General features: G+C 69.7%; 21 protein-coding genes and 1 tRNA gene. 11 read left to right on the forward strand and 11 right to left on the reverse strand.

All coding sequences use genetic code 11. The features are described 5' to 3' along the window. The first annotated feature begins 29 nt into the window (after positions 1-29). Genes FB382_RS17050 through FB382_RS17060 form a run of 3 tightly spaced genes read left to right on the forward strand, consistent with a single transcriptional unit; the run spans position 30 to position 2,195 of the window. On the forward strand, positions 30-497 hold the full coding sequence (locus FB382_RS17050) for a nitroreductase family deazaflavin-dependent oxidoreductase (protein ID WP_182540905.1): 468 nt from the start codon (positions 30-32) through the stop codon (positions 495-497). 19 nt (positions 498-516) lie between these two features. Continuing rightward, the gene (locus FB382_RS17055; RefSeq protein WP_182540906.1) at positions 517-1,461 is read left to right on the forward strand and encodes a metallophosphoesterase; all 945 of its coding nucleotides are present in this window, start codon (positions 517-519) and stop codon (positions 1,459-1,461) included. Positions 1,462-1,463: 2 nt separating this feature from the next. Beyond that, entirely contained in the window at positions 1,464-2,195 is a 732-nt protein-coding gene (locus FB382_RS17060) for a ZIP family metal transporter (protein WP_182540907.1), read from the forward strand. Here FB382_RS17060 and FB382_RS17065 read toward each other — a convergent pair. Beyond that, positions 2,179-3,882, reverse strand: a complete 1,704-nt coding sequence (locus tag FB382_RS17065) for a glycoside hydrolase family 13 protein (RefSeq protein ID WP_182540908.1) — start codon at positions 3,880-3,882, stop codon at positions 2,179-2,181. The genes FB382_RS17060 and FB382_RS17065 overlap by 17 nt on opposite strands. A 304-nt stretch (positions 3,883-4,186) precedes the next feature. Between FB382_RS17065 and FB382_RS17070 the strand changes: the two genes are divergently transcribed. The 4 genes from FB382_RS17070 to FB382_RS17085 all read left to right on the forward strand — a co-directional run bounded on the left by FB382_RS17070 (position 4,187) and on the right by FB382_RS17085 (position 6,423). Continuing rightward, the gene (locus FB382_RS17070; RefSeq protein ID WP_182540909.1) at positions 4,187-5,380 is read left to right on the forward strand and encodes a hypothetical protein; all 1,194 of its coding nucleotides are present in this window, start codon (positions 4,187-4,189) and stop codon (positions 5,378-5,380) included. 228 nt (positions 5,381-5,608) lie between these two features. After that, positions 5,609-5,827, forward strand: a complete 219-nt coding sequence (locus FB382_RS17075; protein ID WP_182540910.1) for a hypothetical protein — start codon at positions 5,609-5,611, stop codon at positions 5,825-5,827. A gap of 174 nt (positions 5,828-6,001) precedes the next feature. Further along, positions 6,002-6,280 carry a hypothetical protein gene (locus tag FB382_RS17080; RefSeq protein ID WP_182540911.1) on the forward strand — a complete coding sequence of 93 codons (279 nt, stop codon included), beginning with the start codon at positions 6,002-6,004 and terminating at the stop codon, positions 6,278-6,280. Beyond that, entirely contained in the window at positions 6,277-6,423 is a 147-nt protein-coding gene (locus FB382_RS17085) for a hypothetical protein (protein WP_182540912.1), read from the forward strand. Before FB382_RS17080 ends, FB382_RS17085 begins: the two co-directional genes overlap by 4 nt. Before the next feature lie 94 nt (positions 6,424-6,517). Here the strand turns inward: FB382_RS17085 and FB382_RS17090 are convergent. Further along, a tRNA-Tyr gene (locus FB382_RS17090) sits at positions 6,518-6,599 on the reverse strand. Positions 6,600-6,718: 119 nt separating this feature from the next. Between FB382_RS17090 and FB382_RS17095 the strand changes: the two genes are divergently transcribed. After that, positions 6,719-7,210: a YajQ family cyclic di-GMP-binding protein gene (locus FB382_RS17095; protein WP_125036576.1), complete on the forward strand. Its 492-nt coding sequence runs from the start codon at positions 6,719-6,721 to the stop codon at positions 7,208-7,210. A gap of 111 nt (positions 7,211-7,321) precedes the next feature. On the opposite strand, the gene FB382_RS17100 is transcribed toward FB382_RS17095, so the two are convergent. The 4 genes from FB382_RS17100 to FB382_RS17115 all read right to left on the reverse strand — a co-directional run bounded on the left by FB382_RS17100 (position 7,322) and on the right by FB382_RS17115 (position 11,013). Beyond that, positions 7,322-8,326, reverse strand: a complete 1,005-nt coding sequence (locus FB382_RS17100; RefSeq protein WP_182540913.1) for a sulfate/molybdate ABC transporter ATP-binding protein — start codon at positions 8,324-8,326, stop codon at positions 7,322-7,324. Next, positions 8,323-9,150, reverse strand: a complete 828-nt coding sequence (locus FB382_RS17105; protein WP_343055650.1) for a sulfate ABC transporter permease subunit — start codon at positions 9,148-9,150, stop codon at positions 8,323-8,325. The genes FB382_RS17100 and FB382_RS17105 overlap by 4 nt, the downstream gene beginning before the upstream one ends. Next, positions 9,143-9,913 carry a sulfate ABC transporter permease subunit CysT gene (gene cysT / locus FB382_RS17110; RefSeq protein WP_343055651.1) on the reverse strand — a complete coding sequence of 257 codons (771 nt, stop codon included), beginning with the start codon at positions 9,911-9,913 and terminating at the stop codon, positions 9,143-9,145. The genes FB382_RS17105 and cysT overlap by 8 nt, the downstream gene beginning before the upstream one ends. An 89-nt stretch (positions 9,914-10,002) precedes the next feature. Continuing rightward, a complete protein-coding gene (locus FB382_RS17115; protein ID WP_182540915.1) occupies positions 10,003-11,013 on the reverse strand; it encodes a sulfate ABC transporter substrate-binding protein in 1,011 nt (336 codons plus the stop codon). 273 nt (positions 11,014-11,286) lie between these two features. On the opposite strand from FB382_RS17115, the gene FB382_RS17120 reads away from it, so the two are divergent. Together FB382_RS17120 and FB382_RS17125 are read left to right on the forward strand one after the other, a co-directional pair. Further along, positions 11,287-13,224 carry a 2-oxoacid:acceptor oxidoreductase subunit alpha gene (locus tag FB382_RS17120; RefSeq protein WP_182540916.1) on the forward strand — a complete coding sequence of 646 codons (1,938 nt, stop codon included), beginning with the start codon at positions 11,287-11,289 and terminating at the stop codon, positions 13,222-13,224. Beyond that, positions 13,221-14,321 carry a thiamine pyrophosphate-dependent enzyme gene (locus FB382_RS17125; protein WP_182540917.1) on the forward strand — a complete coding sequence of 367 codons (1,101 nt, stop codon included), beginning with the start codon at positions 13,221-13,223 and terminating at the stop codon, positions 14,319-14,321. The genes FB382_RS17120 and FB382_RS17125 overlap by 4 nt, the downstream gene beginning before the upstream one ends. 70 nt (positions 14,322-14,391) lie before the next feature. On the opposite strand, the gene FB382_RS17130 is transcribed toward FB382_RS17125, so the two are convergent. Further along, on the reverse strand, positions 14,392-14,781 hold the full coding sequence (locus FB382_RS17130; protein ID WP_182540918.1) for a hypothetical protein: 390 nt from the start codon (positions 14,779-14,781) through the stop codon (positions 14,392-14,394). A 122-nt stretch (positions 14,782-14,903) separates the two neighbouring features. Between FB382_RS17130 and rarD the strand changes: the two genes are divergently transcribed. Continuing rightward, a complete protein-coding gene (gene rarD, locus FB382_RS17135; RefSeq protein ID WP_343055652.1) occupies positions 14,904-15,812 on the forward strand; it encodes an EamA family transporter RarD in 909 nt (302 codons plus the stop codon). 22 nt (positions 15,813-15,834) lie between these two features. On the opposite strand, the gene FB382_RS17140 is transcribed toward rarD, so the two are convergent. The 4 genes from FB382_RS17140 to nuoL all read right to left on the reverse strand — a co-directional run bounded on the left by FB382_RS17140 (position 15,835) and on the right by nuoL (position 21,948). Next, entirely contained in the window at positions 15,835-16,833 is a 999-nt protein-coding gene (locus FB382_RS17140) for a polyprenyl synthetase family protein (RefSeq protein ID WP_343055653.1), read from the reverse strand. Beyond that, positions 16,830-18,374: an NADH-quinone oxidoreductase subunit NuoN gene (nuoN, locus tag FB382_RS17145; protein WP_220481859.1), complete on the reverse strand. Its 1,545-nt coding sequence runs from the start codon at positions 18,372-18,374 to the stop codon at positions 16,830-16,832. The genes FB382_RS17140 and nuoN overlap by 4 nt, the downstream gene beginning before the upstream one ends. 83 nt (positions 18,375-18,457) lie before the next feature. Beyond that, entirely contained in the window at positions 18,458-20,008 is a 1,551-nt protein-coding gene (locus FB382_RS17150) for an NADH-quinone oxidoreductase subunit M (protein ID WP_182540920.1), read from the reverse strand. Then, entirely contained in the window at positions 20,005-21,948 is a 1,944-nt protein-coding gene (gene nuoL / locus FB382_RS17155) for an NADH-quinone oxidoreductase subunit L (protein WP_182540921.1), read from the reverse strand. Before nuoL ends, FB382_RS17150 begins: the two co-directional genes overlap by 4 nt. Positions 21,949-21,958: the final 10 nt, after the last annotated feature.

Raw genomic sequence — 21,958 nt, forward strand, 5'->3', positions numbered from 1 at the left:
ACGTTCTCGCTGTCAGTAGGATCTGGCCCATGGGCCTGCTGACTCCCCTCGCCGTCCGCATCGGGGCGCTCTCCTGGATGCCGAAGCTCCTCCCCCAGGTGGTCACCGTCGACACGACGCTCCAGCGCGTCACGAAGGGGCGGGTGAGCCTGCTCGACGTCGCGGGACTGCCCAACCTGACGCTGACCGTGCCCGGGCGCAAGAGCGGCATCCCGCGCTCGACGCCGCTGCTGTGCGTCCCCCACGACGGCAAGTGGCTGATCGCCGGCTCCTACTTCGGCGGTCCGAAGATGCCCCTGTGGGTGGGCAACCTGCGTGCCACCGAGACCGCCGAGATCACCATCGGCGGCCGCACCACCACCGTCCGCTGGCGCGAGCTCGAGGGCGCGGAGCGGGCCCGGATGTGGCAGGTCATGCTGCGCTCCTGGCCCAACTACGCGAAGTACGAGGCCCGCACCGACCGCCTGATCCCCGTCTTCCTGCTCGAGCGCGCCTGACCTCGCTAGGTTGGGCGTCGTGCCCGTCCAGCTCGGCCAGTACCCCGCGCCGCACCACGTCGTCGCCCACCTCAGCGACCCGCACCTGCTCGCCGACCGGCTCCAGTACGGCGTCATCGACACCGTCGCCGGCCTGCAGCGGGCCCTGACCCGGCTGTCCCACGTCGACCCGCCGCCACAGGCCCTCGTGTTCACCGGGGACCTCGCCGACAAGGCCGAGCCGGCGGCGTACGCCCGACTGCGTGAGGTCGTCGAGCCGGCCGCGGCCGCGATGGGGGCGCAGGTCGTCTGGGTGATGGGCAACCACGACGAACGGGCGCCCTACGCCCGGGCGCTGTTCGACGAGGATGCCGGCCCCGACGGCGCCGAGCGTCCCCAGGACCGGGTCCACGACGTCGACGGGCTGCGGATCGTCGCCCTCGACACGAGCGTCCCCGACTACCACCACGGCGAGATCACCGACGAGCAGCTCACCTGGCTGGCCGACGTGCTCAGCACACCGGCGCCGCACGGCACCCTGCTCGCGCTGCACCACCCGCCGATCCCGGTGCCGATGCTGCGCGCCGCCGAGATCATCGAGCTCCTCGACCAGGACCGGCTGGCGGCGGTGCTCGAGGGCGCCGACGTACGGGGCATCCTCGGCGGCCACTTCCACTTCTCGTCCTACTCCACCTTCGCCGGGATCCCGGTCTCCGTGGCCTCGGCGACCTGCTACACCTCCGACCCGGCGCCCGTGGACCGCTTCGTGTCCGGCGTCGACGGGCACCAGTCGGTCAACGTGCTCCACGTGTACGACGACCGCGTGGTCACCACGCTCGTCCCCCTCGCCGACGCGCCGGAGGTGAGCGGCTTCCCCGCCGACGTCGTGGCACAGGTCGAGGCGCTCAGCCCCGAGGAGAGGCGCGAGATCCTGTCGCGCAAGAGCTCCGGCTTCTACACGAGCAGTGCCGACGGGGAGGACTGACCATGTGGATGGCCCTGTTCTGGGGCGCGTTCTCGTCGGCATCGCTCTATGTCGGCCAGGCCCTCGCGAAGCCGCTCGGACACCGGACCCGGGCCGTGGGCCTCCTGATGGGCTTCGGCGCGGGCACGCTGCTGAGTGCGGTCGCCTACCAGCTCGTCCCGCAGGAGAGCCTGCGGCACGGGATCGCCCCGGTGCTCGGGTTCGTCGGCGGCGCAGCGGCGTACTACCTCGGCGACCTGCTGATCGACTCCCGCGGGGGCGAGCACCGGCAGCGCATCAAGCCGTCGTCCGAGCAGGCCGACGAGGGCAGCGGCGCGGCGATGTTCCTCGGGGCGCTCCTCGACGGCATCCCCGAGGCCTTCATCCTCGGCCTGACGCTCGCGCTGGGCGGGTCGCTGAGCCTGGCCTTCCTCGCGGCGATCTTCGTCTCCAACGTGCCTCAGGGCCTGGCCGGCACGACCAGCCTCGAGGCGTCCGGCACCACGCAGCAACGGATCTTCTGGATGTGGACGGGGCTCACCGCCGCCTGCGGGATCGCGTCGCTGCTCGGGAACGCGCTGGCCGGGCACCTGACCGGCATCGCCGCCCCGGCCGAGGCCTTCGCCGGCGGCGCCGTCCTCATGATGCTCGCCGACTCGATGACCCCGGAGGCGCACCAGCACGGTGGCCGGGCCGTCGGCCTGTTCACCGTCGCGGGGTTCCTGGTGGCGGGGGCGCTCAGCGTCGTCCAGTGACGGCGCGGCGCAGCACCCGCGCCTCCCACGGCCGCAGCACCGCCGGGTCGACGTCACCCGTGAGGTTGCCCAGCAGCAGCGCGGCGTCCGGCTCGACCACCTCCTCGGGCAGCTCGACCTGCATGCCGGAGAAGTTGCCCAGCACCAGCAGCTCGTCGTCGCCGAGGCGGCGGGTGAACGCATAGACCGTCGGATGGTCCGGGAGCAGCATCGTGAAGTCGCCGAGAGCCACGACCGGCTCGTCGTGCCGCAACGCGACCAGCCGCCGGTAGTGCTCGAAGACCGAGCCCTCCACACCGACCTGGGCGGCCGCGTTGACGGTCTCGTGGTCCGGGTTGACGTCGATCCACGGCGTACCGGTCGTGAAGCCACCGTGGGGTCCGGCGTCCCACTGCATCGGGGTCCGCGCGTTGTCGCGCCCCATCGCGGCGATGGCGGACATCACCGCAACGGGGTCCGCGCCGCCGGCGACGGCGTGCGCGTGGTGGTTGAGCGACTCGATGTCGCGCAGCTGGTCCACGCGCTCGAAGCCGACGTTGGCCATGCCGAGCTCCTCGCCCTGGTAGACGTACGGCGTCCCCCGGTGCAGGTGCAGCACGGTCCCGAGCATCGTGGCCGAGGCCGTCCGGTGCGCGCCGTCGTCGCCGAAGCGCGACACGATGCGCGGCTGGTCGTGGTTGTTCCAGTAGAGGCTGTTCCACCCGCGCTCGGCCAGCGCCTCCTGCCAGCGCCCGAGCGACCGCTTGAGGTCGCGGAGGTCGAGGGTGCGCACGTCCCACTTGCCATCCGGTCCGTGGTCGAGGCCCACGTGCTCGAACTGGAAGACCATGTCGAGCTCACGCCGCTCGGGGTCGGTGAACAGGACCGCGTGCTCGACGGTGACCGCCGGCATCTCGCCGACGGTGATCAGCTCGGCGTCACGGCCCTCGAAGACCTCGGCGTGCATCTCCTGGATGAACTCGTGGATGCGCGGCCCGTTGAGGAAGCTCTGACCGCCGTCGCCGTACGGCGCCCCCGCGGCTTGCGGGCCGTCGGGCAGCGCTGGGTCCTTGGAGATCATGTTGATGACGTCCATGCGGAACCCGTCGACCCCGCGGTCCAGCCACCAGCGCATCATCGCGTAGACCGCCTGCCGCACCTCCGGGTTCTCCCAGTTGAGGTCGGGCTGCTTGCGGCTGAACAGGTGCAGGAAGTAGTCGCCGGTCGCCTCGTCGCGCTCCCAGGCGGAGCCGGAGAAGAACGATCCCCAGTTGTTGGGCGGGCCGCCGTCGGCCGCTGGTGGCCGCCACCAGTACCAGTCCCGCTTGGGGTCGTCCCGCGACGAGCGGGACTCGACGAACCACGGGTGCTCGTCGGAGGTGTGGTTGACGACCAGGTCCATCACCAGCTTCATGCCCCGCGCGTGCAGCTCGGCCAGCAGGTGGTCGAGGTCGGCCAGCGAGCCGAACACCGGGTCGACGTCCTCGTAGTCGGAGATGTCGTAGCCGTTGTCGTCCTGCGGCGAGGGGTAGACCGGGGACAGCCACACCACGTCGATGCCGAGCGCCGTGAGGTGGTCGAGGTGGGCCGTGATTCCGGGCAGGTCACCGATGCCGTCGCCGTTGCTGTCGGCGAAGCTGCGCGGATAGATCTGGTAGACCACGGCGGACTTCCACCAGGGCTCTGACGGGGCTGCTGACGGGGTCATGGCGTGGCCTTCCGGTCGGCGGCGGCTTCGACGTCGGACCACCGTACCGCCGGATGTCGGACTGATCGGGGGGTCGCTGTCCCGGCATCCGCACCCAACGCCCGCGACACGGTGATCTGGGCTACAGGGCGGTTTGGCCACGTGCCCTCACGCGCAGGCTCTGGGCTCCGTCAAGACTCCTGGGAGGGAGCCACATGAACATCGAGCTGCAGCGCAACGACCACCACCACGAACGCACGCGCACGGACGCCTGGGGGGCGCCCGGCAATGTCGGCACGAGCGTCCCGTCACAGGGGGCCCTGGCATGAGCAAGATCCTCAAGACCATCGCCGGCACGGCCGTGTTCACCCTCGGGACCTTCGCCGTGGTGCATGCGGCCACGGGATCGACCAGCGCCGGTGCCTCGACGGCCTGCGTGAAGCCGACAGGAGGGTCGGTCACCAACAAGCAGATCCTCGAGTACAGCGACTGCCGCTTCAACGAGCTCTCCGCGATGATCCAGTCGCAGTCCGGCTCGACCCCGTCCAGCCCCACGCCGACCCCGACGCAGAGCCCCACGCCGACCCAGTCGCCGACCCCGACGCAGAGCCCCACGCCCACGCAGTCGCCGACCCCGACCCAGACCCCCACCCCGACACAATCTCCGGCGCCGACTCAGACCCCGACCCCCACGACCGGTTCCTACCCTGACGCCTCGAGCACCGGCGTCCCTGCCGGGACCACGCTCCGCCAGGTCCCCGCCCAGGTGTCGAGCGGCCCCGGTTGGTACTGGCGCGCGGACTACGGCTGCATCATGGTCACCGACCCGGGCACGGTCCTCAGCGGCATCGAGGTCACCGGTTGCATCGACATCGCCGCCAACAACGTGACGGTGGAGAAGTCCCTGATCCACGCGACCGGCGGCTACTTCACGATCCCGGTCCGCCACTCGACCGGCGTCGTCATCCAGGACATCACGATGGACGGCACCGTCTACTGCGGGATCAAGGACGTCTACGGCGACGGGCAGGTCACGGTCCGGCGCGTCAACATCAGGGACTACTCCACCGCCGTCCAGCTCACCAACGGCGCCCTGGTCGACTCCTACATCCACGACCCCGTCTACCGCTCCGGTGACCACACCAACGGCTTCACCAACAACGGCATGGGCCCCAACGACTCCTTCGTCGTCCGGCACAACACGATCTTCAACAACGAGAACCAGACCGACGCGATCTCCTTCTTCCAGGACTTCGGTCCGATTCACAACGTGACGATCGACAACAACCTCGTCGCCGGAGGCGGGTACTCGATCTACGCCGGTTGGAACCGCACCAACGACTTCGGGCCGACGCACGACGTCGTGGTCACCAACAACCGGTTCTCCACGCAGCTCTGGCCGAACGGTGGTTCGTACGGAACGGCGACGGCGTACAACCCGAACGGCGCCGGCAACCAGTGGAGCGGCAACGTGTGGGCCGATGGGCCCAACGCGGGCAAGACGGTCTCCGCACCCTAGGCACCCTCGCGCACACCACTGCCCGGCGCTCCTCTCCCCGAGGGGTGCCGGGCAGTTGCGTTGCGCCGACCTTCCCCAGCGACGCCGGATCCCGGACTCGCCCGCAGTGCTGTCCCCGACATGCGCACACCACCGGCCGGACGCCGTGACGTCGACGACAGGGCGGTTTGCGCAGGGCGCGTGGTGCGCAGGCTCTGGTCCTGAGCAACACTCCGGGAGGGAGCCCCGATGATCTTCGACATGCGGACGACGATCGGCACCCTCGCCGTTGCGCTCTCGCTCGGCACCGTGGCCGTGGTGCACGCGCGCAACCAGGTCGAGCCCCTGGACGTCAGACTCGTGAGCTCCTGCACGAGCACCTCGAGCCGAACCTGTGGCATCGACAGGCGCCTGCACCCCGACCGCACCTCACCGGTCCCCGTGCCGGACCCAGCGCCGGGCCACTGAGCCACTGAGCCGGGCCCGGCTCCCCGCGCCGGATGCCGGACCCGAACGCGGCGTTCCACCCGTCATCCGGTCACCTCCGGGGGCACCGCGTGACGTGGGCGACAGACCGGTTTGGGGGCGGCCCCGACGAGCATCATCCCGACATCGAAACCACGACTCCGGGAGGGGAGCCAGATGAGCATCGACCAGCAGCCGCAGCAGCAGTACCACCACCAGCACGAGCACTTCCTGCGCGACGCCTTCGGCTCCCCGATCACCGACGGCGCGTGCGTGCTCGACCAGGACAAGGAGGTCGGCTACGTCCGCCTCGCGTCCGGTCCGGGCATGCCGGGTCCCGACTCGATGTACTGGGACGGGTGGTTCAACGTCACCAAGACCCGCGACGAGCACCCGCTCCGCGGCAAGCTCCTCAACGGCGAGCGCGTCCAGCTGCTGGGTCGGAGCGGACAATGACCTGGCACACCGTCACCGTCGCCTCCGGCGAGCTGTGCTCCTGCGTCGTCGACATCCGCCGCCACGGCGGCCTCGTGACCAGCACCAAGCGCTGTCCCGACGGCTACGTCGTCACCTGGGTCAGCTGCCCCCACGGCAAGTAGCCACGGCGGCGGGGCTGCCTCCCCGGCACCGCACCACACAACTCCACAGCTCAGACGAAGAACGCCCCCGGTCGGTGGAGACCGGGGGCGTTCGTGGCAGGTGAAGGATTCGAACCTTCGAAGGCAAAGCCGACGGATTTACAGTCCGCTCCCATTGGCCGCTCGGGCAACCTGCCTGGGGTGCCGCGCCACCGGCGTTTGGCCGGTCGGCAGCAAGGCGAAACAATAGCGCAGCCACATCGCCAGACGAAAACCGCCGGGACCCCCGGCGGGCCCCGCAGCAGGAGGAGACACCATGGCCGACTCGTCGTTCGACATCGTCAGCAAGCTCGACCGCCAGGAGGTCGACAACGCCCTCGGACAGACCGCCCGCGAGGTCGCCACCCGCTTCGACTTCAAGGGCACCGGCGCGAAGATCGAGTGGTCCGGCGACACCGGCGTCGAGATCGAGGCGTCGGCCGACGACCGCGCGACCGCCGTCCTCGACGTCTTCAAGGACAAGCTGATCAAGCGCAACCAGAGCCTGAAGATCCTCGACGCCTCCGAGCCGCGCCAGTCCGGCCAGGTCAGCAAGATCTCGATCACCCTCAAGGAGGGGATCACCTCCGAGGACGCCAAGAAGATCTCCAAGCTGATCCGCGACGAGGGCCCCAAGGGCGTCAAGGCGCAGATCCAGGGCGACGAGCTCCGGATCTCCTCCAAGAAGCGCGACGACCTCCAGGCCGTCCAGGCGCTGGTCAAGGGCCAGGACCTCGACTTCGCGGTGCAGTTCACCAACTACCGCTGACGCGGCACTTGGAGGCACTCCCAGACGCGCGAGAGGGCACTTCGAGGCAGTGGTACTGCCTCGAAGTGCCCTCTCACCCCGTTCAGGGTGCCGGAGAGTGCCCTCTCGCGGTCAGACGGCGGACTCCAGGAGCGAGCCGTCGGTCCGCTTCTTCATGACCGGCACGGTGAGGGCGCCGTTCTCCGGGGTCAGCCAGACCTGGACGCCTTCGTCGATCCCGAGCGAGCGGGCGTGGGTCCGGGTCATCACGACGGTGATGTCCGAGCCGTCCTCGGCGGTGACGGTCACCCGCACCTCGAAGCCGACGCGGAGCACCCGCGTCACCCGGCCGGGCACGGCACCCGCGAGGGTGGGCGCCAGCGACACGGTGATGTCGTGCGGACGGAGCAGTACGCCGCCGAGCGTCGTGACCTCGCCGAGGAACGACATGACGAAGTCGCTCGCGGGGGCGTCGTACAGCTCGTCGGGGGTGCCCACCTGCTCCACGCGCCCGTCGTTGATCACCACGATCTCGTCGGCGACCTCGAGGGCCTCCTCCTGGTCGTGGGTCACGAACACCGTCGTCACGTGCACCTCGTCGTGCAGGCGGCGCAGCCAGTCGCGCAGCTCCTTGCGGACCTTGGCGTCGAGCGCACCGAACGGCTCGTCGAGGAGCAGCACCTTCGGCTCCACGGCGAGGGCGCGCGCGAGCGCCATCCGCTGACGCTGGCCGCCCGAGAGCTGCGAGGGCAGCCGGTGGGCGAACTGCTGGAGGTGGACGAGCCGGAGCAGCTCGTCGACCTTCGCGGCGATCTCGGCCTTGGGCCGCTTGCGGATCTCGAGGCCGAACGCGACGTTCTTGGCCACGGTCATGTGCTTGAAGACTGCGTAGTGCTGGAACACGAAGCCCACGTTGCGCTTCTGGGGCGGCAGCTTCGTGGCGTCGGTGCCCTCGATGCTGACCGACCCCTCGTCGGCGCTGTCGAGGCCGGCGATGATCCGGAGCAGGGTGGACTTGCCGCCACCCGACGGCCCGAGCAGGGCGGTCAGCTGGCCGGTCGGCAGGGACACCGACACGTCATCGAGGGCGACGAAGTCGCCGAAGCGCTTCGAGACGCCGGAGACGTCGATACTCATTTCTTGTCCTCCTTCGGACGCAGCAGGGCGACCACGATGAGGCACAGCACCGCCGCGAAGGCGAGCATGAACGACATCGAGTAGGCCGTCTCCTGCTGGAAGTTCTGGTACTTCTGCTGGACGAGGACGGTCGCGACCTGGGTCTCGCCGCCGATGTTGCCGGCGACGACCTTCACCGCGCCGAACTCACCGAGGGACCGGGCCAGGCTGAGCACGACGCCGTAGACGATCGCCCACTTGATGCCGGGCAGGGTGATCCGGCGGAACGTCTGCCACGCGTCGGCACCGAGGCTGCGCGCGGCCTGTTCCTGGTCGTCACCCATCTCCTCGAGCACGGGCACGACCTCGCGGATCACCAGCGGCAGGGCCACGAAGCAGGTCGCCATGATCATGCCGGGCTTGGCGAAGATCACCTGCAGGCCGTTGGCCTCCAGGGTCGGGCCGAACCAGCCGAACCGGCCGTTGTAGACCAGCACGAGCGCCAGGCCCACCACGACCGGCGAGACCGACAGGGGTACGTCGATCAGCGCCGACAGGACGCGCTTGCCCGGGAAGTTGAACCGGACGAGCAGCAGGGACATGCCCACGCCGAACACCAGGTTGATCAGGACCGCCGCGACGGCGACCTGGCCCGTGAGCTGCAGCGCGTGCACGACGTCGGGATCGGCCAGCGCCTCGCGGATGCCCTGGGTGCCGTGGGCGAAGGTCTCCTTCGCCACCAGCGAGGTGGGCCAGGCGACCAGGAAGAAGAGGTAGCCGACCACGAGCAGGCGCAGGCCCCACTTCACCAGCAGGGACTCGTTCTTGACTGCGGAGCTAGCCACGGCGCGCCACCCTCCTCTGGATCACGTCGAGCGTGACGATCGCCAGCAGCGCCACCACGAGCAGGATGGTCGCGACGGCGGCCGCGGAGGCCGTGTCGCCACCCTCGAGGTAGGACAGCATCCGCACCGAGGTGACCTCCGTGCGGTAGGGCAGGTTGCCGCTCAGCAGGACCAGCGAGCCGTACTCGCTGATGCCGCGGGCGAACGACAGGGCAGCCCCGGCGAAGATCGCCGGCACGAGCGTCGGGAGCACGACCCGGCGGAAGGTGGTGAAGCGGCTCGCGCCGAGCGACGCCGCGGCGTCCTCGACGTCGGTCTCCATCTCCTCCAGCACCGGCTGCACCGTGCGGACGACGAACGGCAGCGTCACGAAGGCGATGGCGAGGAACACCGCCACCCGCGTGTTGCTGGCGTGCACGCCGACCGGGCTGCCCGGGCCGTAGAGCGAGAGCAGCACGAGGCCGGCGACGATCGTCGGCAGCGCGAACGGGATGTCGATGACCAGGTCGAGGATGGCCTTGCCGGGAAAACGATCACGAACCAGCACCCAGGCGATGATCGTTCCCATGACCATGTTCAACGCGGTCACACCGAGGGACGTGAAGACCGTCAGCCGCAGCGCGGCCAGGGTCTGCTTGTTGGTCACGGCGTCCTGGAACGTCTCCCAGCCGCCGCCGGAGGCCTTGACGACCACGGCGGCGAGGGGGATGAGGACCAGGAGGCTGAACCAGATCATGGCGACGCCGAGGCCGAGCCCCGACACCGCGGACAGCGAGGAACCGGACGAGGCCGATCGGCGCTTGCGCGCCGACCGGCCCCCCACAGCTCCTGCGACAGGAGCAGTGGTCGTCATTACTGGTTCGCTTCCGCCTGGATCTTGGTGATGATGCCGTCGTTCTCGTCGAAGAACTTCGTGTTGGCCTCGTCCCAGCCACCGAAGTTGTCGTCGATGGTGAGCAGCTTGGCCGGGTTCGGGAACGGGTCGGCCGGGTCGTTGGCGCCCTCGACGTTCAGGCCGGGGACGTCGACGAGCGGGCGGTAGCCGGTCTCGGCGTACAGCTTCTGGCCCTCGTCGCTCTTCTGGAACTCCAGGAACTTCTCGGCCGCCGGCGCCGCGTCCTTGGTGACCGCGCAGGGGTTCTGGATCAGCAGCGAGGAGTCCGGGATGACGTAGTCGAAGTCGGTGCCGTTCTGGCGGGCGAGGATCGCCTCGTTCTCGTAGGAGAGCAGCACGTCGCCGGTGCCGCTGGTGAACGCGGTGGTGGCGTCACGGCCGCTGTCCGGGAGGGCGGCGATGTTGCCGAAGAACTTCTTCATGTAGTCCTCGGCGTCCGCGTCGGAGCCGCCGTCGGCGAGGACCGAGCCGTACGCCGCGAGGAGGTTCCACTTGGCGGAGCCGGACGAGGCCGGGTTGGGGGTCACGATACCGATGCCGGGCTTGACCAGGTCGTCCCAGCTGTCGATGTGCTTCGGGTTGCCCGACTTCACGACCATCACCACGAGCGACTGCGTGCAGATGCCCTGGGTGTCGTTGTCCTTCCAGTCGTCGGCCACGATGCCCTCGTCGACCAGCTTGGTCACGTCGGGCTCGAGGGAGAGGTGAACCTCGTCAGCGTCGGCACCGGCGATGACAGCACGGGCCTGGTCGCCGGAGGCGCCGTAGGAACCCTTGATGTCGACGTCCTTGCCGTCGGCAGTCTTGTTGAAGGCGTCGATGACGCCGGAGTTGGCCGATTCGAGGACGGAGTATCCGACCACGTTGAGCGTGTTCGCGTCGCTGGCAGAGGAGTCACTGGAGCACCCCGACAAGGCCAGCACCCCGACGGTCGCAATGGCCGCGGCAGCCTTGATCGTGTTGTTCATGCCATCTCTTTCCCGCCCCGCGAGTCGGGGCGTTTCTCGTCAATGTCGGGAATGCTAGTCGACTTTAGTGTTCGAGTCAGATTTATGGACGCGTGTCATGGATCACTCGCTGCGGAACGCGTCCCGACACGCCGCAGACCCGGGCTCGTCCCACCCCCGGAAGCACCGTCCGCCACCCCGTGCCTCCCCGGTATCGTGGGGAGCCGGGCCCCCGCTGTGGGCGCCCCGGACTGGAACGTGTTTCGACTGGGTCAAGGAAGTAGGGATGCTGCGGTGACAAAGCAGGTCAAGCAGCTCGACCGCGTGATCATCAGGTTCGCCGGCGACTCCGGTGACGGGATGCAGCTGACCGGCGACCGGTTCACGCAGGAGTCGGCGGTCTTCGGCAACGACCTGGTGACGTTGCCCAACTTCCCCGCGGAGATCCGGGCTCCCCAGGGCACGCTGCCGGGTGTCTCGTCGTTCCAGGTGCACTTCGCCGACCACGACATCCTGACCGCGGGCGACGCCCCGGACGTGCTGGTCGCGATGAACCCCGCCGCGCTGCGCGCCAACCTGGGCGACCTGCCCAAGGGCGCCACGATCATCGTGGACACCCACGACTTCACCGCCCGCAACCTGACCAAGGCCGGCTACACCGCCAACCCGCTCGACAGCATCGGCGACGCCGGGAGCCTGCTGGGCGAGTTCGCCGTGCACCCCGTGGACCTGACCGGCATGACCGTCGAGGCGGTCAAGGAGTTCGGCCTGTCCCGCAAGGACGCCGCCCGCGCGAAGAACATGTTCGCCCTGGGCCTGCTGTCCTGGATGTACGGCCGCCCGATCGAGTCGACGATCACGTTCCTGGAGAAGCGGTTCGCCAAGGTCGCCGACATCCGCGACGCCAACATCACCGCCTTCAAGGCCGGCTGGAACTTCGGCGAGACCACCGAGACGTTCGTGGTCTCCTACGAGATCAAGCCCGCCCCCATGGCCGCGGGCACCTACCGCAACATCACCGGCAACCTGGCCCTGGCCTACGGGCTGGTCGCGGCCGGTGTGCAGTCCGGGCTGCCGATCTTCCTGGGGTCCTACCCCATCACCCCGGCCTCCGACATCCTCCACGAACTGTCCAAGCACAAGGCGTTCGGCGTGACCACGCTGCAGGCCGAGGACGAGATCGCCGGCATCGGTGCCGCGATCGGCGCCTCCTTCGCCGGCTCCCTCGGCGTCACCACCACCTCGGGCCCGGGCATCGCCCTGAAGTCCGAGGCGATCGGCCTGGCCGTGATGACCGAGCTCCCGCTGCTGGTCGTCGACGTGCAGCGCGGCGGCCCGTCGACCGGCCTGCCGACCAAGACCGAGCAGGCAGACCTGCTCCAGGCGATGTTCGGCCGCAACGGCGAGGCGCCCGTCCCGATCGTCGCCCCGCAGTCACCCGGCGACTGCTTCGACGCCGCCCTGGAGGCCGCCCGGATCGCGGTGACCTACCGCACCCCGGTCATGCTGCTCTCCGACGGCTACCTCGCCAACGGCTCCGAGCCATGGCGGATCCCCGAGATCGCCGACCTCCCCGTCATCGACCCCGCCTTCGCCACCGGCCACAACCACGGCAGCGGCGAGGACGGCGAGGCCACCGAGTTCTGGCCCTACCTCCGCGACGAGGAGACCCTCGCGCGTCCGTGGGCGATCCCGGGCACGCCCGGCCTCGAGCACCGCATCGGCGGCCTGGAGAAGGGCGACGGGCACGGCAACATCGCCTACGACCCGGCCAACCACGACTTCATGGTCCGCATCCGCCAGGCCAAGGTCGACCGGATCGCCAACTCGCTGCCACCGATGGAGGTCGACGACCCCTCCGGCGAGGCGAAGGTCCTGGTCCTCGGGTGGGGGTCGACCTATGGCCCGATCGGCGCCGGCGTACGCCGCGTCCGCAAGGCCGGCTTCAACGTCGCCCAGGCCCACCTGCGCCACCTCAACCCGTTCCCCAACGACCTCGGCGAGATCCTCAAGCGCTACGACAAGGTGCTGGTGCCCGAGATGAACCTCGGCCAGCTGTCCCTGCTGATCCGCGGCAAGTACCTCGTCGACGCCATCGGCTACAACCACGTGCGCGGCTTGCCCCTCAAGGCGGCCGAGCTCGCCGAGGCCATCGGCGAGCTCGTCTCCCAGGCCGAGGGCGTGGACGTCGACCTCTCCGCAACCCTGACCACCCAGGAGGTGGGCAAGTGACCACGTCTACCGAGCTCCCGTTCCCCGGACTCCGCTCCGGCGTCGAGGGCGTGCCCACCAACGACGAGCCCCAGACCGGCAAGGACTACACCTCCGACCAGGAGGTCCGCTGGTGCCCCGGCTGCGGCGACTACGCCGTCCTCAAGGCCGTCCAGGGGTTCCTGCCGCAGCTCGGACTCCGCCGCGAGAACATCGTCTTCGTCTCCGGCATCGGCTGCTCCTCGAGGTTCCCCTACTACCTCGACACCTACGGCATGCACTCCATCCACGGACGCGCCCCCTCCATCGCCACCGGCATCGCCACCGCGCGGGAGGACCTGTCGGTCTGGGTCGTCACCGGCGACGGCGACGCCCTCTCCATCGGCGGCAACCACCTCATCCACGCCCTGCGCCGCAACGTCAACATGACGATCCTGCTGTTCAACAACCGCATCTACGGACTCACCAAGGGCCAGTACTCCCCCACCTCCGAGGCCGGCAAGATCACCAAGTCCACCCCCATGGGCTCACTCGACCACCCCTTCAACCCAGTCTCGCTGGCGCTGGGCGCCGAAGGGTCCTTCGTGGCACGCACCATCGACTCCGACCGCAAGCACCTCACCCACGTGCTGTCCGCGGCCGCCGCCCACCGCGGCACCTCGTTCGTCGAGATCTACCAGAACTGCCCGATCTTCAACGACGGCGCCTTCGACGCGATCAAGAACAACGACACCAAGGCAGACGCGATCATCCCGCTGGTCCACGGCGAGCCGATCCGGTTCGGAGTGGAGGGCAGCAAGGGCCTGGTCCGCGACGCCGAGGGTGGCGGCGTCAAGGTCGTCACCGTCGGCACCGGGCACGGCGAGGTCGCCGCGGACGCCCTGCTGGTCCACGACGCCCACAACCCCGACCCGACGACCGCCTTCGCGATCTCGCGGCTCACCGACTCCGGCTACCTCAACCAGTCGCCGATCGGCATCTTCCGCCAGGTCGAGCGCCCGTCGTACGACGACGGAGCCCGCGGCCAGATCGCCACCGCCCGTGACGCCGCCCCTGGCGAGCCCTCCGACCGGCTGGCGGCCCTCATCGGCGGCGGCGACACCTGGACCGTCGTCTGACGCTGATCCGCCGTGGACAGCACGAAGGGCCTCCCCCCGAGAGGAGAGGCCCTTCGTCGTTGCCGGTGCGTCAGAGCTTGACGATGCAGAGCACCTGCGAGCGCGAGAGCGCGAACTTCTGCGTCGGCGGGACCTTCACGCGGTAGCAGGTCTTCTGGCTGCCCTTGCCCGGGCCGTAGACGCGCAGCTTGTAGTGGCTGTCGTCGTGGGTCGAGAACTTCTTCCAGGCGTGCCAGTCGCACGAGCCGCAGTCCTTCTTCTCCATCACCAGCGGCGCGTTGGCGTAGGTCGGCTTGACCTGCCCCTTGATCAAGAACTTGTTCGGCGTGGGCTCGATGCCCTTCGCGATGACCTCGTGCTTCGGCTTGTCGGCTGCCTCGGCGCCAGTCCCGACGACCAGCGTCATCGCGACGGCGATGACGAGGGCGACGAGCCCGATGATGACGCGGTGGATCCGCATGTGTTTCCCCCTGGATGCTGTGAGTGTGTTCTCTGAGCCGTATCTGCCCATCACCTGCCAGCGCCAAACCACCCGGACCGCTCGATGCGGGGCGGACCCCACCCCCGACCTAGACTGCTGCGGTGGGAGAATCGCGACGCGGGCTGGCACTGGGGGTCGCCGCCTACGGCATCTGGGGCGCCTTCCCCCTCTACTGGCCCTTGCTCGAGCCGGCCGGCGCGATGGAGATCCTCGCGCACCGGCTGCTCTGGTCGGTGGTCACCATGGGGCTGCTCGTCGTCGCCCTGCGACGTACGACGCAGTTCCGCGCGCTGCTGCGCGATCGGCGGGTCTTCACCCTGCTGGCACTCGCCGCGGCCGTGATCACGGTCAACTGGTTCACCTACATCTGGGGCGTCAACAACGGGCGGGTCGTCGAGACGTCGCTGGGCTACTTCATCAATCCGCTGGTGACCGTGCTGATGGGCGTCTTCATCCTCGGGGAGCGGCTGCGTCCCCTGCAGTGGGTGGCGATGGGGGTCGCCGGCGCGGCGGTCGGCGTGCTCACGCTCGACTACGGGCACCTGCCCTGGGTCGCGATCGTGCTGGCCTTCTCGTTCGGCAGCTACGGCCTGGCCAAGAAGACCGCCAATGTCGGCGCGGTGGAGAGCCTCACCCTGGAGACGAGCCTGGTCGCGCCCTGCGCCGCGCTGTACATCGGCTGGCTGGTGGCGCACGGGGACTCCAACTTCGGCACCCACGGCCTGCCGCACGCGCTGCTGATCACCAGCGCGGGCATCGTGACCGCCATCCCGCTGATCTGTTTCGGTGCGGCCGCCACACGCGTCTCGATGGTGTCGCTGGGGCTGCTGCAGTACCTCGCGCCGATCCTTCAGTTCGCGCTGGGCGTCCTCTACTTCCACGAGGACATGCCCGCCGGCCGGTGGGCGGGCTTCGTCCTGGTGTGGGTGGCCCTGGCCATCTTCACCGTCGAGCTCGTCACGCACCGCCGCCGTCAGCTGCGGCTGACGGTCGTCGCGAGCACCGCCTGACGCGTCGACACGGTCGCCCAGCTCAGGCCGAGCGGACCGCCACGATGTCGGCGAACGCCTCGAGGGCCTCCCGGACCGGACCGTCGGGGAGCACCGCCAGGAGCGCTTTCGCCTCCTGCGCGCGGGCGATGACGTAGGCGCGGGCCTCGTCCATGGCCGGGTGCTTGCGGAGCAGGTCGAGGACCTCGGCGTGGACCTGGTCGTCGGTCAGGTCGGCGTCGAGCAGCTCGAGCAGGCGGGCGTCGGCGGGGTCCTGGGACGCGCGGGCCATCAGCACGGGCAGGGTCGGCACGCCCTCGCGGAGGTCGGTGCCGGGCGTCTTGCCGGACTCGTCGGACTCGGAGGCGATGTCGAGGATGTCGTCGGAGAGCTGGAAGGCGCTGCCGACGATCTCGCCGTACGCCGTGAGGGCCTCCTCGACCTCGCGGGACGCGCCGCCGAAGCGTGCGCCGTAGCGGGCCGACGTGGCGATCAGGGAGCCGGTCTTGCCGGCGACCACGTCGAGGTAGTGCGCGAGCGGGTCCTCCCCGGGACCGGGGGTCACCGTCTCCATGATCTGGCCCTCGACGAGCCGGGTGAAGGTCAGCGCCTGGATCTTGACGGCGTCGGGGCCGAGCTCGGCCGTGAGCTCGGAGGACTTGGAGAAGAGGAAGTCGCCGGTGAGGATCGCGACGTGGTTGTCCCAGCGCGAGTTGGCCGACGGGGCGCCGCGGCGGAGGTCGGCCTCGTCCATGACGTCGTCGTGGTAGAGCGAGGCGAGGTGGGTCAGCTCGACCACGCACGCCGCCGTGACGACCTCGTCGGACCCGGCGCGGTCGCCGCACTCGGCGGCGAGCAGGACCAGCAGCGGGCGGAACCGCTTGCCGCCGGCCTCCATGAGGTGGCTGGCGGCCTCGGTCACGAACGGGGCGCGGGACTGCACGTGGCCGGCGAGGGCCTTCTCGACCTCCGCCATCCGGTCACGCAGGCGGGTCTCGAGGGCCACGTCGGTGACGGGAAGCGCGAGGTCAGAGGTGCTCACCTGATGAATTCTCCTGCATGCGCCGCGAGCGTGAGAACCGGGCCCGGGACGACGCCCAGCACCAAGGTGGCGGCGACGCCCACCAGGATGGTCCCGGAGGTCAGCAGCGAGGGCTTGGCGACCGCGGCCACCTCGCCCTCTCCCTCGACGAAGAACATCAGCACGATCACCCGCACGTAGAAGAACACGGCGACGATGCTGCACAGCACCGCGGAGATCACGACCGGCCAGGCTCCGGCGGACAGGGCGACGGTGAAGACCGCCCACTTGCCCACGAAGCCCGCGGTCAGCGGGATGCCGGCCATCGACAGCAGGAAGAACGCGAACAGGCCGCCGAGCAGGGGCGAGCGCCGCCCGATGCCGGCCCAGCGCGCGAACTGCGTCGCCTCGCCGCCGGAGTCGCGGACCAGGGTGACCACGGCGAAGGCGCCGATCATGGCGAAGCCGTACGTCGTCAGGTAGAACAGCACGGCCTGCAGCGACGTCACCTGCCCGTCGGCGAGGTCAGCGGCGCTCTGGACGCCGAGGACGCCGGTCAGGAGGAAGCCGGTGTGGGCGACCGAGGAGTAGGCCAGCATCCGCTTCACGTCGGTCTGCACGACCGCGAGGACCGCGCCGACCACCATCGTCAGGATCGCGATGACCCACAGCATCGGCTGCCAGCTCCAGCGGTCGGAGCCGAAGGCGACGTAGAAGAGCCGGAGCATCGCGCCGAAGGCGGCGACCTTGGTGCACGCGGCCATGAAGCCGGTCACCGCGGTCGGGGCGCCCTGGTAGACGTCGGGGGTCCAGGCGTGGAACGGCGCGGCACCGACCTTGAAGAGCAGGCCGACGGCGAGCATGCCCATGCCGATCAGCAACAGCGCGGAGTTGTCGGTGTCGTTGCGGACGGCCTCGTTGATGTCGGAGAGCTGCATCGAGCCGGCGAAGCCGTAGACCAGCGCGGCGCCGTACAGGAAGAAGCCGGAGGAGAACGCGCCGAGCAGGAAGTACTTCAGCGCCGCCTCCTGGCTGAGCAGGCGCCGGCGCCGGGCCAGGCCGCACAGCAGGTAGAGCGGGAGCGAGAGGACCTCGAGCGCGACGAACATCGTGATCAGGTCGTTGGCGGCCGGGAAGAGCAGCATGCCGCCGACCGCGAACATCAGCAGCGGGTAGACCTCGGTGTGGTCCAGGCCCTGGGTGGAGGCCTGGCGCTCGGCCTCGGTGCCGGGCAGCGCGGCGGCCTGGCCGGCGAAGGCCGAGACGCCGCCCTCGAGCCGGCGCTCGGCGAAGAGCAGCACGCCGCCGGTCGCGAAGAGCAGGATCAGGCCCCAGAAGAAGACGGTCGGGCCGTCGACCACGATCGTGCCCTCGGCCGCGATCAGGCCGCGGGCGGCGCCGTTGCCGAGGTTGGGGAGGTCCGAGGCCACGAAGGCGGTGCCGACGAGGGCGGCCACGAGCCCGGCCACCGCGAGGGCGGCCTGGACGACGTACCGACGCTCGCGCGGCAGGAACGCCTCGACGAGGACGCCAGCGCAGGCGACGCCGAAGACGAGGAGCATCGGCCACAGCTGGGCGTACTCGATGTGGGGCTTGGTGAAGACCGTGTCCACGAGCGGGTCCACGAGGGGGATGACGAGGCTGTTCACTGCTGGCCTTCCTCAGCCGTGCCGGACCCGGCAGCGGGTACGACGGGTTCGTCGTCGCTGACGCCCGTGTGCTGGAGCAGGGTGTCGATGGTCGGGTTGCTGACGTCGAGCAGCGGGCCGGGCACGAAGCCGAAGAGCACGAGCCCGATCATCAGCGGCACGACGGCCGCCAGCTCGCGGCGGTCGAGGTCGCGCACGCCCACGTTGGCAGCGTCGTCCGGGGAGCCGGGGCCGGTCATCGTGCGCTGGTACATCCACAGGACGTAGACGGCGGCGAGGACGATGCCGCTGACCGCGATCGCGCCGGCCCACCAGGCCCGGTCGAAGGCGGAGATCAGCACCAGGATCTCGGAGACGAACTGGCTCAGGCCGGGCAGGCCCAGGGTGGCCAAGCCGGCGATGAGGAAGGTGCCGGCGAGGACCGGTGCGGTCTTCTCCAGTCCGCTCATCTGGCTGATCAGGGACGTCCCCTTGCGCTGGATCAGGAAGCCGGCGATGAGGAACATGGCCGCAGTCGCGATGCCGTGGTTGACCATGTAGAGGATCGCGCCGGAGCCGCCCTGCGAGCTGAAGGCGAAGATGCCCAGGGTGATGAAGCCGAAGTGGCTGAGCGAGGTGAGGCCGATCAGGCGCAGCACGTCGTCCTGGCCGATGGCGATGAGCGCGCCGTAGACGATGGAGATCAGCGCGAGCGCGAAGACGACCGGCGTGGCCCACTTGGAGGCCTCGGGGAACAGGCCGAGGCAGAAGCGCAGCATCCCGAAGGTGCCGATCTTGTCGAGCACGCAGACCAGCAGCACGCTGGTGCCGGGCGTGGCCTTCTCGGTGGTGTCGGCCAGCCAGGTGTGCAGCGGGAACAGCGGCGCCTTCACCGCGAAGGCGATGAAGAACCCGGCGAACAGCCACCGCTCGGCGCTGGTGGACATGTCGAGGTTCGCGAGGTCGGAGAGGAGGTACGTCGGACGCCCGGCCTGGGCGGAGACGACGTACAGGCCGATGACCGAGGCCAGCATGACGAGGCCGCCACCGAGCTGGTACATCAGGAACTTCAGCGCGGCGAAGGCCCGGCCCTCACGACCGAAGCCGCCGATCAGGAAGTAGGCCGGGATCAGCGTTGCCTCGAAGACGACGTAGAAGAGAAACACGTCGGTGGCCGCGAAGACCGCCAGCGAGAGGCCCTCGAGCGCGAGCGCCCAGGCGAAGAACGCCGACGGGTTCGAGGAGTCGGCGTCGTGCCAGGAGGCGACGAGCACGATCGGCACGAGCACGACCGTCAGCAGGATCATCAGCAGGCCGAGCCCGTCGACGCCGAGGGCGTAGTGGACGCCGAACGCGTGGATCCACTCATGGTCCTCGGTCAGCTGCATGCCGCCACCGGTGTCGTACTGGGCGGCGATCACCACCGCGACCGCCAGCGTCAGCAGCGAGACCGCGACCCCGAGCTGCCTGGGCAGCACCGAGCCGGGGGCCTTGGGGACGAACGCGACCAGCAGCGCGCCGACGAGCGGCACGGCGATCAGGATCGTGAGCCAGGGGAAGGAACTCATGCGAGGTTCACCGCCAGGAGGGCCAGGACGACGAGCAGGACGCCGCCGAGCAGGGAGAGGGCGTAGGAGCGGACGAAGCCGTTCTGGACCTTGCGCAGCGTGAGCGCCACGGCACCGATCGCGACCGGGCCGCCGGTGAGGACACCGTCGACGCCGTGGCGGTCCATCCCGAGCAGGCCACCGACGAGGCGGCGACCGGGGTTGACCACGAGGCCGTCGTTGATCGCGTCGCCGTAGAGGTCGGCGCGGGCCGCGCGGGTCACGAAGGAGACGTCCTGCGGGGCGGTGCGGGGCACGTCGCGCTTGCCGACGAGGAACCAGGCGGTGGCGACACCGACGGCCACGACGAGGACGGCGAGCAGCGAGATCACCAGGGCCGGGACCGGCAGGTCCTCCTCGGGAGGCGTGCCGACGACCGGCGACAGGAAGTCCTGGATCCAGCCGCCCGCGAGCATCAGGCCGCCGAGCACGGACAGGGCCGCGAGCACCATGAGCGGGATCGTCATGACCTTCGGCGACTCGTGCGGGTGGACGCCCTTGGCCCAGCGCTTGTCGGTGATGAAGGTCAGCAGCATCAGCCGGGTCATGTAGAAGCCCGTGACGCCGGCGCCGAGCAGGGCGCACAGCCCGACCAGCCAGTTGTCGGCCAGCGCGACCTCGATGATCTTGTCCTTCGACCAGAAGCCGGAGAAGCCCGGGAAGCCGATGATCGCGAGGTAGCCCATCGCGAAGGTCAGGAACGTGACCGGCATGGCCTTGCGCAGCGCACCGTAGTGGCGCATGTCGACGTCGTCGTCCATGCCGTGCATGACCGAGCCGGCGCCGAGGAACATGTTGGCCTTGAAGAAGCCGTGCGTGAGCAGGTGGAAGATCGCGAACGCGTAGCCGCCGACGCCGAGTCCGGCGCCGAGCATCATGTAGCCGATCTGGCTCATCGTCGATCCGGCGAGCGCCTTCTTGATGTCGTCCTTGGCGCATCCGATGACCGCACCCCACAGCAGCGTCACGCAGGCCACGACCACGACCACGGTCTGGGCGGTCGGCGCGAGCTCGAAGATGAAGTTGGAGCGGGTGATGAGGTAGACGCCGGCGGTCACCATGGTGGCCGCGTGGATCAGGGCCGAGACCGGGGTCGGGCCCTCCATCGCGTCGAGCAGCCAGGACTGCAGTGGCACCTGGGCCGACTTGCCGCAGGCGCCGAGCAGGAGCAGCACGCCGAGGACGTTGAGGACGTTGTCGCTCGCGCCGGAGGAGACCGCGGAGATGCCCGAGAAGCTCGTCGTTCCGAACTGGACGAACATGAGCATGATCGCCAGCGACATGCCGATGTCACCGACGCGGTTGATGACGAAGGCCTTCTTGGCCGCCGCCGCCGCGCTGGGCTTGTGCTGCCAGAAGCCGATGAGGAGGTACGACGCGAGGCCGACGCCCTCCCAGCCCAGGAACAGGCCGAGGTAGTTCTCCGAGAGCACCAGCATCAGCATGGCGGCGACGAAGAGGTTGAGGTAGCCGAAGAACCGGCGGCGCCGCGGGTCGTGCTCCATGTAGCCGATGGAGTAGACGTGGATCAGCGAGCCCACCCCGGTGATCAGCAGCAGGAACAGCGCCGACAGCGGGTCGTAGAGCAGGTCCATGCCGACGTTGAGGTGGCCGACCTCGAACCAGGTGTAGAGGTGCTGGCTGACCTGGCGGTCGCCCGCGTCGCGGCCGAGCAGCCCGAGGAACATCACCAGGCTGAGCGCGAACGAGCCGATCGGCAGCAGGGTGCCGAGCAGGTGGCCGAACCGGTCGGAGGGCTTCGGCGCGATCGCGCCGCCGACGAGCAGGATCGCGGCGCCGGCCAGCGGCAGTGCCACGACCAGCCACAGCAGCGCGTAGACGCCGTCGGCCTGGCTCGGGTCCACGACAGGGATCGGCACGGCTTCGTGCAGGGCGTACATCTGGGCGGAC

Origin of the sequence: Nocardioides ginsengisegetis (assembly GCF_014138045.1) — a bacterium.
GTDB classification, from domain to species: domain Bacteria; phylum Actinomycetota; class Actinomycetes; order Propionibacteriales; family Nocardioidaceae; genus Nocardioides; species Nocardioides ginsengisegetis.

Excerpts from the sequence above, each read along its gene's own strand:
- FB382_RS17070 (WP_182540909.1), top strand. The coding sequence starts at position 4,187 with ATGAGCAAGATCCTCAAGACCATCGCCGGCACGGCCGTGTTCACCCTC.
- FB382_RS17100 (WP_182540913.1), bottom strand. The coding sequence starts at position 8,326 with ATGAGTATCGACGTCTCCGGCGTCTCGAAGCGCTTCGGCGACTTCGTC.
- FB382_RS17050 (WP_182540905.1), top strand. The coding sequence starts at position 30 with ATGGGCCTGCTGACTCCCCTCGCCGTCCGCATCGGGGCGCTCTCCTGG.
- FB382_RS17095 (WP_125036576.1), top strand. The coding sequence starts at position 6,719 with ATGGCCGACTCGTCGTTCGACATCGTCAGCAAGCTCGACCGCCAGGAG.
- FB382_RS17075 (WP_182540910.1), top strand. The coding sequence starts at position 5,609 with ATGATCTTCGACATGCGGACGACGATCGGCACCCTCGCCGTTGCGCTC.
- FB382_RS17130 (WP_182540918.1), bottom strand. The coding sequence starts at position 14,781 with ATGCGGATCCACCGCGTCATCATCGGGCTCGTCGCCCTCGTCATCGCC.
- nuoL (WP_182540921.1), bottom strand. The coding sequence starts at position 21,948 with ATGTACGCCCTGCACGAAGCCGTGCCGATCCCTGTCGTGGACCCGAGC.
- FB382_RS17085 (WP_182540912.1), top strand. The coding sequence starts at position 6,277 with ATGACCTGGCACACCGTCACCGTCGCCTCCGGCGAGCTGTGCTCCTGC.
- FB382_RS17115 (WP_182540915.1), bottom strand. The coding sequence starts at position 11,013 with ATGAACAACACGATCAAGGCTGCCGCGGCCATTGCGACCGTCGGGGTG.
- FB382_RS17150 (WP_182540920.1), bottom strand. The coding sequence starts at position 20,008 with ATGAGTTCCTTCCCCTGGCTCACGATCCTGATCGCCGTGCCGCTCGTC.
- FB382_RS17080 (WP_182540911.1), top strand. The coding sequence starts at position 6,002 with ATGAGCATCGACCAGCAGCCGCAGCAGCAGTACCACCACCAGCACGAG.
- FB382_RS17065 (WP_182540908.1), bottom strand. The coding sequence starts at position 3,882 with ATGACCCCGTCAGCAGCCCCGTCAGAGCCCTGGTGGAAGTCCGCCGTG.
- FB382_RS17060 (WP_182540907.1), top strand. The coding sequence starts at position 1,464 with ATGTGGATGGCCCTGTTCTGGGGCGCGTTCTCGTCGGCATCGCTCTAT.
- nuoN (WP_220481859.1), bottom strand. The coding sequence starts at position 18,374 with ATGCTCCTCGTCTTCGGCGTCGCCTGCGCTGGCGTCCTCGTCGAGGCG.